Origin of the sequence: Qipengyuania algicola, assembly GCF_042492175.1 — a bacterium.
Classification (GTDB): domain Bacteria; phylum Pseudomonadota; class Alphaproteobacteria; order Sphingomonadales; family Sphingomonadaceae; genus CAJXSN01.
In genome coordinates, this window is record NZ_CP170453.1 from 2,839,652 (window position 1) to 2,853,545 (window position 13,894).

Genomic DNA, 13,894 nt, shown 5'->3' on the forward strand with positions numbered 1-13,894 from the left:
CGGACGGCGAGGCTGATAGTCTTGCGCTGGTGCGGCTTAGGTGTGCGCGCGGTCGATCCGCAGGCGCACGGGCGGCACTTCCGGGCAGAACCGGGTTGCGGGTTCTGCATGCGGGAATGCACTGGTCAGGCTTCGCTTCGATGCCACGCCATGGATCATTGCGGCGGGTGCGGCTTGCAGGCTCTGATCCGCAAGAGCGCTCGCTTCACAAGCTGCAGCTGCGCCTTGCGCTGGCTGCGCCTGCACCGGCGCGCCGATAACGGCAAAGCCGCTCAATACGGCAAGCAGGGTGAGGAAACGGCGCATCATTGTGTCGCCCAGATAGGGAGGGTTTCCTAACAAGTCCATGCAGGGCCGATCCTAGGTCTGGAAAAAGACCCCGCGCTGGCATAGTCGCTGCGCCTATGGACCTTGCCCCCTCCCCGCTCGCTCGCCCTTTTCCCGAATTGCCGGCCATCGCAGGCGTTACACTGCGAACCGTGCGTGCCGGGTATAAAGACTGGGACCGCGCGGACCTGACCTTAGCGGAGCTGAGCGAAGGCACTGCTGTGGCAGGCGTCTTCACCCAAAGCGCGTGCGCCTCCAGCGAGGTGGAACTGGGCCGCGAGCAGGTGAAGTCCGGGCGGGCGCGGGCACTGGTGGTCAACGCCGGGAATGCCAACGCCTTCACCGGATATCGCGGGCGCGAGGCGGTGGAAGCCATCATGGAGCAAGTCGCGGGCGGCATCGGCTGCTCACGCGAAGAGGTGTTCGTCTCCTCCACCGGCGTGATCGGAGTGCCGCTGCCCAAGGACGTGGCTGTCGCCGGTGTAGATACCGCAATGACGGCGGAGCCGGTCGGCTGGGAAGCAGCCGCCAAGGCCATCGGGACGACCGATACCTTTACCAAGGGCGCAGGCGCTGCGGCGATGGTAGGCAGACAGCGCGTGGAGCTGTCCGGGATTATCAAAGGCAGCGGCATGATCGCGCCGGATATGGCGACGATGCTGGGCTATATCTTCACCGATGCAGCAGTGGAGCCAGCCTTCCTCCAGCAACTTCTGGGCGAGATCAACGCGCGGACTTTTTCCTGCATCACGGTCGACGGAGACACCTCGACCAGCGACACGGTGCTGGTTTTCGCCACAGGCAAGGCTAGCAATGTGCCTTTGGCTTCCTTCGATGATGCGGGGGCTGACGCCTTTGCCGCAGCCTTGGAGCAGGTCTGCGGCGAGCTGGCGCAATTGGTGGTGCGCGACGGCGAAGGCGCGAGCAAATTTATCGAGGTGTCCGTCACCGGTGCGGCTAGCAATGACAGCGCGCGCCGCGTGGGCATGGCGATTGCCAATTCGCCGCTGGTGAAAACTGCGATTGCCGGAGAAGACGCGAATTGGGGCCGCGTCGTCATGGCCGTGGGCAAGGCGGGCGAGCCAGCTGACCGCGACAAACTTTCCATCGGATTTGGCGGACACTGGGCCGCACGCGACGGGCAACCGGTGGATGATTTCGACGAAGCTCCTCTTGCGGCGCATTTGAAGGGAGAGGACATTACCGTAGAAGTCGATCTCGGAATAGGCGATGGCCGCGCCTCTGTGTGGACCTGTGATCTCACCCATGGCTACATCGCCATCAACGCGGATTACCGCTCGTGAACGCGCTCGACCGCCAGATCGAGACGCTGACAAAGCGCGTCACTCAGGAGGTTATCCTCCCGCGCTTCCAAAACCTAGCCAAGGGCGAAATTGTCGAGAAGGCTTCCGACGATCTCGTCACCATCGCCGACCGCGAGGCAGAGGTGATGCTGGCCGAGGGGCTCGCCGCTATCGATGAAGGTCCGGCGATTGTCGGGGAGGAAGCGGTCCATGCCGATCCATCCATCATGGATGCGCTATCGGGCGATTGCTGGATTATCGACCCGATCGACGGGACGCATAATTTTGCCCACGGACAGCCGCCCTTTGGCATCATCATCGCGCGATCCTCCGGCGGACTGTGCCAATCGGGCTGGATTCTTGATTGCCTATCGGGCCGGTTCTGCTCGGCGCATCTGGGCCAAGGCGCACAGGTCAATGGCGAGACAATAAACTCTCAGCCAACCGGGGCCGGAGCCAAGCCGATTGCCGCCATTTCGATGATGTTTCTGACCGAGGAACAGCAGGAAATGGTCAACCGCACCATCGCGCCGCACTACGATCTGGTCGATATACCGCGCTGTGCCGCCGAGCAATATCCGCGCCTCGCGCTGGGTCAGAACGACGTCTCCAGCTTCAAACGGACGCTCCCGTGGGACCACGCCGCCGGCATTTTGTGGCTGAACGAAGCGGGCGGGAAAGCGGCCCGCGTCGATGGCACCGAATACCGGGTGGACGAGCCCGATAAGCCGGGACTTATCGGAGCCTCGTCCCCCGAAATATTCGATGCGTTTGTCGCCCGGTTGCAGGCGAACCGCAGCTAGATCAGAGCTGCTCTTCGATCCAGGACTTGAGCTGGTTCTTGGGGGCCGCGCCGGTCATTTCGGCAATCTTCTCGCCGCCTTTGTAAAGCGCCAGATAGGGAATGCCGCGCACGCCCAGCTGGCTGGGAGTGTCAGTGTTTTCCATGATGTCCATCTTGGTGATCTTGATCTTGTCACCCAGTTCGTCGCTGATTTCTTCCAGCGAGGGACCGATCATCTTGCACGGCCCGCACCATTCGGCCCAGAAATCGACCAAAACGGGGGTTTCGCTGTCGAGGACATCGGCCTTGAAGCTGGCATCGGTTACGGCGGTGGTGGCCATGATTGGTTCTCCTAATTGGTTGCACCCTATTTAGGATGCCTGTTCGCTTACTCAACGCGATTGGTGACAAAGCTTTCCTGCGTCCCCTGCAAATCGGTTTTGTGGGCGGCCTTGTGCGGGGCCAGAACTGCATCATCCAGAACGAACAATTGCGGCGTATGGGTGAATAGCACCCCGGCCTGCACGGCGCGCCCGGGATAGATTGCCTCCAGCACAGCAACGTAAGCGGCCATTTGCGCGGTAATGGAGCGCGAGATATCAGCTGCGCTTGCAGGCGGCCTACGGGCGGTCTTGTAGTCGACCACCAGAATGCGCTCAGGCGTCACCAGCAGACGGTCGGCGGTGCCGTTGATCACCTTGCCCCCGACGATGGCCGCAAGAGGAACCTCCGCCAGCGATTGCGGGCTGAATAGCTGCGAGAAAGAGGGGTCATCCAGCACGGCCAGAGCTGAGCGAAGCATCTCCTCTTGCGCTGCTTGATCGAAATCACCCGCTTGCCGCGCGAGCCACAGGCGGCCCGCTTCCTCGCGGCTTTTTTCGGCAACGTCAGGCAGGCGTTCCAGCAACCCGTGAATTACCGTTCCACGCCGTGCCGCCTGCGCAGCCACTTCCGGCGGCAAGGGAGGATCGGCCCCGCGCTCATCCCCAGCAGAGGATGGCGCGAGAGGGCGCGGTGGGCGCGGTTCGGGGACCACTGGAGTAGTCGCCCAGTTCGGCAAAGCAGGTGAAGTGGCTTTAGCAGGTTCAGCCTCAGTCTGCGCAGCCACCGGATCGGGCAATTGCCCATACCCAGCGCTCGCCCCCCAAATATCGTCATCGACAAATTCGCCTTCGACCAGCGGTTCCAGCCGGGCATACCAGCTGTCTTCGTTAGGCGCCTTCTCGCGCAGACCCAGCGCGCCGCCGACATACAGCGCCTCTTCCGCGCGGGTCATTGCGACATAGAGCAGACGCCAGTGTTCCTGCAGCTCTTCCTTTTTGCGCTTCTCGTCCTCGTCGGACAACGGGCCCAGCACGTCCTCCTTGCCCAGCGGCGGCAGTGGCAGGGCCGCATCGCCGCCCTCCTCCTCTGCCAGCGACAATCCGGAAGACCGCGAAGCGTGTGGATTTCCCGTGGCATCGGCAAGAATGACAATCGGCGATTGCAGGCCCTTGGACCCGTGCACGGTCATGACCCTTACCAGCGACTCGCCGCCACCGGCCTCGCGCTTGACCTCGCCCTCGCCCGCATCGAACCATTGGAGGAAGCCTGTCAGGCTCGCGGTGTGCGACGCCGAATAGGCAAACGCAGCGTTCAGCAATTCATCGATCGGGTCATTCGCTTCGCTGCCCAATCGGGCCACCAGCTTAAGGCGGCCCTGCCACGGCCCCGAAAGCATCCAGTGGAGCAGCGCCTCAGGCGGTTCGAAATCGACTTGCGCCAGCAAATCGCCGAGGCGCGCAACCGTGTCACGCACCAGCGGCGCGTCACTGCGCCCCAGATGATCCCACAGCCGCTGTCCGCGTGGCCGGTGCCCGTGCTCCAGCAAGTCTTCCTGCGACCATCCGCCCAGCGGCGACACGAGCACATTCGCCAGATTGAGATCGTCCAGCGGATTGACCGCAAACCGCAGCGCCGCGACCAGATCCTTCACCGCCAGCGGTGCTCCCAGCCTCAACCGGTCCACACCCGCCACCGGCACTCCTGCCGCATGCAGGCGGGCAACGATCAACCCAGCGAGTTCCTTGCGCTTGCGGACCAGCACCATGATGTCACCCGGCCCGGCATTGCGGCGCTTGCCCTTGGCCAGAGGGTGGCCTTCGTCGAGCCACTTCTTGACCTGCTTGGCGATCCCGTCTGCCATGCGTCGCTCGACAGGTGGCAGCCAGCTGTCATCGGGCGCATTGTCGGCCTCGTCCCTGTCTTCTTCTTGCGCGCTGACCGGCCACCAAAGCTGGACAAATCCCGCCTGCTCGGCCCCGCGATGGTTACTGGGCGGTTCCTGCAAACCCAGCTCCTCCCACCCTACCGCACCAATCGCCGCATCGACGAAATCGAGCACCGGCTGCGTGGTGCGGAAACTGCGGTCCAGATCAAGGTCTTGCAGATCGCGCAAAGCAATCGGGGGCTCGGACCGGCTATCCCGCGCATAGTCCCGCGCTGCCGCAGCGGCCTTGGCAATTTGCGCCTTGTAGGCTTCCTTGGCCGCTGCGAAATTTTCCGGGCTGGTGCCTTGGAAGCGGAAGATTGCCTGCTTGTAATCGCCCACCACGAAGATCGTCCGCAGCTTCCCGTCGCGCTGGCCGATACCGGTGAAGAAGTCTCCCGTCAGAGCCTTCACAATGGACCACTGCGCCTCGTTGGTATCCTGCGCCTCATCCACCAGAATATGGTCAAACTGCCGGTCCAGCTTGAAGCGAATCCAGTCGGACATCCCGCTTTTGCCGAGCAAGTCCGCAGCGCGGCGAATCTGGTCATCGAAATCGATCAGACCCTCGCGTTCCTTGGCCTCTTCCCACGCCAGAGCAAAGGACCGGCCCAATTCCAAGGCCGGGGCGAGCCATTCGGCCAGCGCCAGCAGCCGTGCCTGTTGCTCGATCACCTCCAGATTGGCCCGCACCCGCTCGACCGGCTCACCATAGCCGGGATCGATTTTCAGGACATTCTTAAGCGATTTCGGCTCCCCCTTCAGGGTGAACAGAGTGCCCGAGAAGCCATCCAGAGTGCGATACCGCTCTTCCGGCTCGGCAGCCAACCACTGGTCGATGAAGTCAGTTGCCTCGCCCGCCGTCTTCGTACCCCATGCTGCCAGAGATTCCCGACAGTGACGCAAGGCAGCGATATCGAAATCGGCATCGCTGCACTGCCCGGCAAGAGAGGCTTCTTCCAGATCGGCAGGTAATCCGAACAGGCGTTTCAGGCGCGATGCCATGGGCGGAACCCATGCGGCAGGCCCGTTCCACGCCGCACGCGCACCGGCGCATTGCATGAGCCAGCCCAAGGCTCCGTCTGGGCCAAGGCGCACGCTGAGATCGGCCAGCGCCTCGCGCTCGGCCTCGGTGCCATTGGCGATGACTTGCGTCAGCACTTCGCGCGACAACAAAACGCGGTCGCGGTCTTCCATTGCCACAGTGCCCGGCAGCAGATCGGCCTCTTCGGGAAATGCCGCGAGCAAATATTGCGAGAATGCGTAAATCGTGTCGATCCGGAGGCCGCCGCCCGGGCAATCGAGCACCTGTGCAAACAGCATCCGCGCGCGCCGCAGCGTGGCCGGATCGGCGGGCGCACCGATATCGCCCAGCTCTCCGGCCAGCTTGACCTCGTCCAGCATGACCCAGCGGGCCAGCACATCATTGACCCGCGTGGCCATCTCCGCCGCGCCGGCCTTCGTAAAGGTTAGGCAAAGCAGGCTTTCAGGGCGGCAATCCTCTTGCAACAAAAGACGCAGCACCCGCGCGGACAACACCTGCGTCTTGCCGGTGCCCGCGCTCGCCGAGAGCCACACGCTGTCCGAAGGGTTTACCGCATCGGCCTGGCTGCCCTCGAGCTTATAGACTTCACCGCTCATGACGCTCCTCCGTCCGCATCACGGCCAAGCCATTCTTCCAGACGCATCAGCTGGTCATAGGTGTCGTAGCCCGGCGCATCGGGATTGAGGCGAGCAGTGAACGGGTCGCTCCCAAGAATGTACTGGTCCAGCGCTTCGTCGAGGAACTTGCGCGCCTGAGGCATGAAATCTTCGGGCGCTATCCCGCTTCGTTTGCGGCCAATCTTCAGCGGCGTGTCGATATAGCCAAAGCCGGTTTCGCTGTCCTTGTAGCGGCCCAGCGACCAATATTCGAACGCGCTAGCTTTCCCATTGCGCGCGCCGAAACCGCCCTCCTCCAGCATGATGCCCAACGTGCCCAATTGCAGGGCATAGCCCGCCTCCACCTGAGAGCCGGAGGGCGGCCTGCCGGTCTTGTAATCGACCACTGCAAAGGACCCGTCAGCCAAGCGATCGAGCCGGTCGATCCGGCCGTTGATCGTCACGCCCTTGTGCGTGATTTCGCCCTTCTCCTCGAACAGGACCGGCTCTCGGCCCTCTTCCCATCCGATGGCATCCTCCACCCATTCCAGCGCGCGCAAAAGGCGGGGCTGCCACAGATGCCTTGTCAGCGGATGGGCATTCATCTGGTCCAGCTGGCGCAAGGCAATATCGCGCAAATCGCCCTCGCCCTTGTGCCAGCGCTCCAGAATGTCATGCGCCAGCTCGCCCTGCCACGCAGGCGTAGGTTCGGCATCCAGACCGTCCCAATCGCGCAACCCCATGATCTGGCTGGCGTAGAACTGGTACGGATCAGACCGCAGTCGGTCGAGCGCGGTGACCGAGACCGAGACTTTGCGCTGCTCAGCCGAGGGCATGGGGTGCGGCTGGGTCGCGGGAATGGTCTGATTGGGCCGATCCAGCGCAGCCGCCAATACGGGCATGGCCACCTCAGCATGGGAAGCTCCCAAATCACCCCCCAACAGCGCCTTCACCCGCAGCCAAAATCGCGAGGCAATCGCCGGGCCATCCGCATCACGCTGCGAGCGACTGAGGACGACCTCAGGCGCGCCCAGCGCTCCGGCCAAATCATGTGCGGCGAGGCCGATGCGAAACTCTGCCGCAGGAACGCCCAACGCGCGCAGCACGGCAGGCGCCAGCAAAGGTTCCGCCCCGCTGCGCGCAGGCCAGCTGCCTTCGTTGAGACCAGCACAAATCACCATATCCGCGCGACTCATCCGTGCCTCGAGCAAACCGTAAATCGCGATCCGGGGATGGCCACCATAAGGTGGGCGAACGGCAATCTGAGCCAGAGCGTCCTGCAGCACGGTGTGCAGATCACGCGGGTCCAGCGCAAAGCCGGTTTCCCGCGCGCGCATCCGCCAATCCTCGATGAAAAAAGACAGGGCACGCCCGTCCTCCAGCGCCCACAAGGCCTCGCCGCACAGCGCCTCGCCCACAGCCACCAGCGCGTCCAAGCTATCAGCGAGTGGCGTTGCCTCGGTCATATCCAGCAGCGGCGCGAGGATGGCGGACATTTCCTGCCACCACTCGGCAACACCGGCCTTGGCTGCAATGGCGCTCAGCGGTTCCAGTCCTGCGGCCGGGCGCGGCCCCCGCAGTTCCTTGTCGAAGGCGCGCAGGGCTCTGAGGTGATCGCCCCGCGAAGTCCCTTCCCCGTCCCCGCGCCGCACAAGCGGATGGCCCAGCAACGCCACCAGCGGCACCGGGGCGGCATCCTCTGCAAGCACCTCGGCGAGCAGCAACAGCAAGCGCCCCGCAGGCGTCTGCGACAATTCGCGGCCGGCGCTGTCATCCGCCTCGATATTCCAGCGGCGCAAATGGTGGACAATGCGCCGCGCCAGCCCTCTGTCGGGGGTAACGATGGCCACCCGGCGTTCGCTGGTTTCCAGAGCTTCCCGGGCCAGCAAGGCAATCGCCTGCGCCTCTTCCTCCGGCGCTGCGCTCTCCATTAGCCGCACGCCCGAAAGCCGCCGCTTCTCGGCGGGCAGATCGATCCACCGCGTGCTGGCTTTGGGCGGCAGTAACAACGCGCCAATGGCATGGCTGCGTTCCGGCGGAGCTGCGGTCATTCCCTTGCGGTGCCATGGGCGCACTTCGCCGCGCGCGATGCCCATCCGGTTGAGCAGCAGCTTGAGATGATATTGCGGATGCGTGGGCGCGTCGTCTTTGGCGAATGGCGTGTCATCAGGCTCCGGCCTCGCGCCTGCGCGGCCCAGCTCGTCCCAGACATCGGAGTGCATCGTCAGGTCCAGATCGGGCAGGATAACCGCGCCTTGCGGCAATTCGCTGACCACTTTCAGCAAGCGCGCCAGGGAGGGTGAAGCGCTGGTCACACCCGCCGCAACAATCGGCGTTTCAGGCGGATTTGCGTTCCAAGCCTTGGCCGCGCCATCGAACAGCAGGTTGCGCCGCGTGGCCGCATCCATCGCGCCGCGTCGCTCCAGCTCTGCCAGCCAATGCCGCTGAACCGTGGCGAAGCGGTGCAGGCTGTCCTGCCAATGGCCTGCCAAATCGCCAAACAAGGTCAGCACTCGGTCCGACAGAAGCTCGTCAGGTGTCACTTCCTCAACCAGCAAACGATCCATTGTCTGGCCGAAATCGCGCGCCAGTTTCAGGATTGCCGGGGCAGGCGGTGCATCCTTGCCCATTTCGCGGCGCAAGATATCGGCCAGCACAAACAGCCGCTCGGTCGCATCGACGGCGGGGGGAATATTGGCAAAACCAAGCGGATCGAGCAACGGACCCAGCGTATCGTCGAGATCGAGATCGCCCACCACCGCCATCCGGGGTAGCAGCATACCGGCCTGCCCGCCCGTGCCCATGAGCCGGATAAACGCCTCGGTAACGGTGCGTGCGGCCCGCGAACTGGGGAGCAACAGGGTCAGCCGCGCAAGGCCTAGCCCTTCCTCCGAATAACGCGGGTCCAATCCCGCCACGAGGGCATCGGCAAAACCGCGATGGGCCGCTATGGAATAGACGTCCGGACTGGTGCGCGCTGGGCCCGCCGGATCAGCCATGCTGCAAGGCGGCCTCGGTCGGAGCTATCGCTTCGGGCGTGCCGACTTCGAACCATTGGCCGGTAAACGGCGCCGCAAACAGGCGCCCTTCTCCGGCGGCCCGGTTCCACAGGATATTGGTGGAGAATTTCTCCGCCTTGGCATCGCGCAAAAGACGGTGCGAGACGATCTGGATTCCGGTATAGATAAACGGCGCAATCCGATGCGCGGTGCGCCGGGTGACGCGGCCTGCGCCATCCAGATGAAAGTCCCCGTGTCCGGTAAAATTCATCGCGCGCGAATGCGGCACCACCAGCAGCAGCGCGTCCATCGTTTCAGGGTCCCAGCGCCGCGAGAGATCGGCAAACGCATTTTGCGGCCCGTCGAGCCAGATATTGTCGGAGTTCAGGCAGAAAAACGGATCGGGCAGCAGGTTCTTCGCCTTGACCATGCCGCCACCTGTTTCGAGCAATTCTTCCCGTTCGTCGGAAATGGTCACCGCAGGGACCGGCCGCTCGGCCAGATGGGCCTCCAGCGCGTCGGCCAGATAATGCACATTGACCACCGCTTTGTGCACGCCAGCCTCGGCAAGACGATCCAGCGTATGGTCGATCAACGGCTTGCCCGCGACGCGCACCAGCGGTTTGGGCTGGCTGGCGGTGAGCGGGCGCATCCGCTTGCCCATCCCCGCCGCCATGACCATTGCGGTATCGCTGACCAGATCGCTCATGCGATGGTTCCGCCCGCTGCATTGCGCAATTCTTGCGGGATATTCGCATCGAACCAGCGCGCCACCGGAGCAAGCGCGGGATGCGCCAGATCGCGCTCCATCGCTGTCCACACCCGGGGGATGAAATCGAGATAGCGCGGCTTGCCGTCGCGCCGGTGCAGTCGGGTAAAGATGCCCACGATCTTCGCGTTTCGTTGCGCACCCAGCAAAGCATAGTCGGCATGGAAATTCCCGTCCGCGCCGCTCGCCTGCAGGTACCGGTCCAGCATTCGTGCCTCCAGATCGGTCGAAACCTCACGCCGCGCGTCCTGCAGCAGCGAGACCAGATCATAGGCCGGATGCCCGACCAGCGCGTCCTGAAAATCGATCAGGCCCTGCGCGCCGCTGCCATCGGGTGCGGGCTCCAGCAGCATGATGTTCTCGGCATGATAATCGCGCAGCACGGTCACGCCGGGTTGCTGCCGCGCCACCAGCGGAGCCAGCGCTTCTTCCCAAGCAGCATCGAATCCGTTTGCATCCACATCAAGACCGGCGGCAGGGCAATACCATTCGGTCAGCAGCCGGGCCTCGCGCAGATAGGTTGCCATGTCGTAGGGCTCGAAGGGTCCGGCCGGCCTGCGGTGCAGATCGACCAGCGCATCGATCGCGGCGGCATAGGCCTGCTCCTCGCCCGCCGGATTGTCATCCAGCCAGTCGCGCATCCGGTCATCGCCGAAATCTTCCGTAAGCACCCACCCGGCAGCGGCGTCCTCGGCAATGATCTGGGGGCCGCGCTGGTCGTTTTCGCTGAGCCAATGCGCAACATGCAGGAAAGGTGCGGGGTCTTCCTCGGGCGGCGGAGCGAACATCAGCATCGCCCGGTCGTTGCCGCGCGCAATGCGAAAATATCGCCGGAAGGACGCATCACCGGCCAGCGGCGCAATGTCCGCCCCGGCCCAGCCAGCGGCCCCCAAAAACTGCTCCAACCCGTCAGGCAAATCACTCATGTCCAGCGCTCTAGCCAATCCGCACCCGGCACAACAGTCGCCGCGCGTCCTTCGCCAACAATTTCCAATGCAATCGACAAACAACCCGGCTCATGCGCGAAACCGCCGGCGTGATCGGGCCACTCGGCCAGCAGAGCCGCGCCGTCGCGGTAATCGTCCAATCCGATCTCTTCGGCTTCCGATGGATGCTTCAGCCGGTAGAAGTCCGCATGGACCACAGGCGGGTCCACATCATCATAGGTCTGGATGATGTTGAAGGTGGGCGACGGCACCTCGCCCTCATGGCCCAAGGCCGCCAGCACCGCGCGGGCGAGCGTGGTCTTCCCCGCCCCGAGCCCGCCTTCCAGCGTTACCACATCACCCGCACGGAGCCGACCCGCAATGCGCTGTCCCAGCACCTCCATCGCGTCCAGATCGGGCAGGTCGATCTTCACGGCAGGTGGATCAGCGCAGTCGTGCCGACGCCGCGCCGCGACTGGATCTCCAGCGATCCGCCATGCAGTTCGACCAACTGGCGGGCGAGCGGAATGCCCAGCCCCTGCCTGCGCTCCAGCCCGTCGCCGCTTTTAGCCGGACGCAGGCCATCCATCGCGCGGGACAGTTCCTCGGCGGTCATCCCCCGGCCATTGTCCGAGATCACAATCCGCACGCCGTCCTTCTTCCGCGAGAGATCAACCAGCAGTTTCCCGCCTTTTGGTGTGGCCGTGATTGCATTGTCGAGCAATTGGCCGATGGCCCTGCCCAATTGCCGGGGATCGGCTTCCAGCTTCGCTGCCTGGGCACCGCGCAGATCGAGCGAGAGGCCTTTGTCGAGAATGGCCTGCTCCCGCTCGCGCACGATACCTGTGACGAAGGGCTGCAATTCCAGCTTCTGCTTCGAAATCGGCAGCAATCCGGCCTCACCCTGCGAAAGATCGAGCACATTCTCCACCTGCTCGGTCAGCCGGGCAACAAAATCGATGATCGCCTGCGTGTATTCGCGCCCCTGCGGGGTCAGCTCTCCCGCAACGCCGCCATCCAACAGCTCGGCAAAGCCGCCGATTGACGTGAGCGGCGTGCGGAATTCGTAGGACATATTGGCGAGGAAGCGGGTCTTGACCTGATCGGCCGCCTCCAGCGCCTGATTGCGTTCGCGCAGGGCAGTCTCTGCCTGCTCGTTCGCCGTCACATCCAGAGCGGTGAGCAAGCCATTGCCATCGGGGAGCGGCACGCCGGCAAATTCAAGCGTACGGCCATCGGCCATGGTCAGCCGACCTGCCTTTTCCTTGCGGTCGAGCGTCGCAGAGCGGATCGTCTCACCGATGCTGCTTGCACGCCTGGGCCTCGCGAGACTCGGAGCGATTGCGGCGACAAGCTTGTCCGCCGCCGGGTGTGTATCGAGCAGGTCTTCTTCCACGCCCCATGTGCTCGCAAATGTCCGGTTCCAGACCTGCAATTTTCCGTCCGGCGCAAACACCGCCAGCGCTTCGAACAGGCTATCGAAAGTGGCTGTGCGGGTGCGCAGCATTGTGTCGCGGGTGGCGGACAGGGCCAGCTGCTCGGTGCGGTCTTCGGCAATCAGCATCAGCCCGCCATCGGGCATAGGCTGCGCGATAATCTGCAGATGCGTGCCATCTGCCAGCGGCCAATTCTCTTCCTTTGTGGCATCGCCGCCGAACCAGTCGCTGTGCTCGGCGCGCCATGCCGGGAAATCGCGGACTTCGGGCGTGCGGCCTTCGTCGCGCGCTTCGCTAAGCCAGCGGTCGAACGCCATGCCCTGCGCACCGCTGCCCGGGCGAATGGCAAAGATGCGCCGGAAAGGTTGGTTGGCGAAAGTCAGCTTCCGCTTGCCATCGAACTGGGCCACCCCGACCGACAGGCGGTCGAGCATGGAGCGCTGTGCCTGCGAATAGGCGCGGTGCTCGCGGGCCTGCTGCTCCATCTCTTCAATATCGACGGCATAGCCCGCCACGCCCTCACCCTGCACCGGCAAGTCGCTGACCTTGAGCGCGCGCCGCGTGCCTTTGATCGTGGCCTGCACCATCCGCTCGATGGGCCGGGACTGCTGGGCCGACTGCCCCGCAATCTGCGCTGCGGTCAGGCCATCAACCGACTCCACAAGCTCGACCTGACGCGCGATCACATCTTCCGCGCTCTCCCCGTCAACCGCATCGACATAGGCGGCGTTGACCAGGCGCAATCTGGTGTCCGTCCCGCGGAACCACATGGGCATGGGGGCGGCTTCGATCAAATTGACCAGAGCGGCGAAATCGCCCTTCGCCCGGCTGGTTTCCTCCCGCATCCGGGCGAGTTCCGTTTCACTCTCGCTGAAATCGAAGACCCAGACCATCGCTGCCCCGCCCGGCGAAATCTGCGCATCCGCCAGATTGCCGCGCAGAGCGAGACTTCGCTGCGATCCGGGCACGCTGAGTTCCATACGGAACGGCGCCGCTGTTTTCTGTGCGCGCCGGACATGACCGGTCAGTTCTTCCAGCTGATCGCGCGACAGGCCGGTTTCCTCATCCTTGTGTAATTCACTAAGAAATTCAGGAAGTTCGGGCAGGCCCAGCCAATGCGCCAGCCGGTCCGAGCCTTCGATCCTTCCATCGCTGCGGACCAGCAGGGGAATGGCCGGTGCCTCGTCGATCATGCGGGCCAGCCTGCGCGCAGCATGGCGGCTCGCCTCGGCCTGCCGGTTGCGTGTGCCCGCCGCGATCAGCAGCCCGGCTGCGGCAGCCGTCCACACGGCCAGCAACAGGGCAAGAAACACCAAAGCGGTGGGCGATAAGGTCATGTGTACCAGCTATGCGGGCAGCACCGGGGATGCAACGTCTGCCCAAATGAAAAGCCCCCGCCAATCGGCAGGGGCTCCTCTTTTAGCGAAAAAGTGCAACGACAGAAGCATAACATTCGCTTC

The 13,894-nt window shown here is 63.9% G+C and carries 10 protein-coding genes; 2 read left to right on the forward strand and 8 right to left on the reverse strand.

Annotated elements, in window-relative coordinates; all coding sequences use genetic code 11:
• Nucleotides 1–36 precede the first annotated feature (36 nt).
• Nucleotides 37–348, reverse strand: coding sequence for a hypothetical protein (locus ACFCW2_RS13510; RefSeq protein WP_379547145.1), 312 nt, complete (start codon nucleotides 346–348; stop codon nucleotides 37–39).
• Between the two features lie 56 nt (nucleotides 349–404).
• On the opposite strand from ACFCW2_RS13510, the gene argJ reads away from it, so the two are divergent.
• Together argJ and ACFCW2_RS13520 are read left to right on the forward strand one after the other, a co-directional pair.
• Nucleotides 405–1,631, forward strand: a complete 1,227-nt coding sequence (argJ, locus tag ACFCW2_RS13515) for a bifunctional glutamate N-acetyltransferase/amino-acid acetyltransferase ArgJ (protein ID WP_379547147.1) — start codon at nucleotides 405–407, stop codon at nucleotides 1,629–1,631.
• The gene (locus ACFCW2_RS13520; protein WP_379547148.1) at nucleotides 1,628–2,434 is read left to right on the forward strand and encodes an inositol monophosphatase family protein; all 807 of its coding nucleotides are present in this window, start codon (nucleotides 1,628–1,630) and stop codon (nucleotides 2,432–2,434) included. The genes argJ and ACFCW2_RS13520 overlap by 4 nt, the downstream gene beginning before the upstream one ends.
• 1 nt (nucleotide 2,435) lies before the next feature.
• Here ACFCW2_RS13520 and trxA read toward each other — a convergent pair whose 3' ends face one another.
• The 7 genes from trxA to ACFCW2_RS13555 are packed head-to-tail and all read right to left on the reverse strand — an operon-like array spanning nucleotide 2,436 to nucleotide 13,771.
• Entirely contained in the window at nucleotides 2,436–2,756 is a 321-nt protein-coding gene (trxA, locus tag ACFCW2_RS13525; protein ID WP_379547150.1) for a thioredoxin, read from the reverse strand.
• A 47-nt stretch (nucleotides 2,757–2,803) separates the two neighbouring features.
• Nucleotides 2,804–6,304, reverse strand: a complete 3,501-nt coding sequence (addA, locus tag ACFCW2_RS13530) for a double-strand break repair helicase AddA (RefSeq protein ID WP_379547151.1) — start codon at nucleotides 6,302–6,304, stop codon at nucleotides 2,804–2,806.
• Nucleotides 6,301–9,303, reverse strand: a complete 3,003-nt coding sequence (locus ACFCW2_RS13535) for a PD-(D/E)XK nuclease family protein (RefSeq protein WP_379547152.1) — start codon at nucleotides 9,301–9,303, stop codon at nucleotides 6,301–6,303. Before ACFCW2_RS13535 ends, addA begins: the two co-directional genes overlap by 4 nt.
• Nucleotides 9,296–10,012, reverse strand: coding sequence for a nucleotidyltransferase family protein (locus ACFCW2_RS13540; RefSeq protein ID WP_379547154.1), 717 nt, complete (start codon nucleotides 10,010–10,012; stop codon nucleotides 9,296–9,298). Before ACFCW2_RS13540 ends, ACFCW2_RS13535 begins: the two co-directional genes overlap by 8 nt.
• Nucleotides 10,009–10,998: an aminoglycoside phosphotransferase family protein gene (locus ACFCW2_RS13545; protein WP_379547155.1), complete on the reverse strand. Its 990-nt coding sequence runs from the start codon at nucleotides 10,996–10,998 to the stop codon at nucleotides 10,009–10,011. Before ACFCW2_RS13545 ends, ACFCW2_RS13540 begins: the two co-directional genes overlap by 4 nt.
• Nucleotides 10,995–11,432 (reverse strand): tRNA (adenosine(37)-N6)-threonylcarbamoyltransferase complex ATPase subunit type 1 TsaE, encoded by a 438-nt coding sequence (gene tsaE / locus ACFCW2_RS13550; protein WP_379547157.1) that lies wholly within the window; start codon nucleotides 11,430–11,432, stop codon nucleotides 10,995–10,997. Before tsaE ends, ACFCW2_RS13545 begins: the two co-directional genes overlap by 4 nt.
• Complete coding sequence (locus ACFCW2_RS13555) at nucleotides 11,429–13,771, reverse strand: sensor histidine kinase (protein WP_379547159.1); 2,343 nt, start codon at nucleotides 13,769–13,771, stop codon at nucleotides 11,429–11,431. Before ACFCW2_RS13555 ends, tsaE begins: the two co-directional genes overlap by 4 nt.
• Between the last annotated feature and the right edge of the window lie 123 nt (nucleotides 13,772–13,894).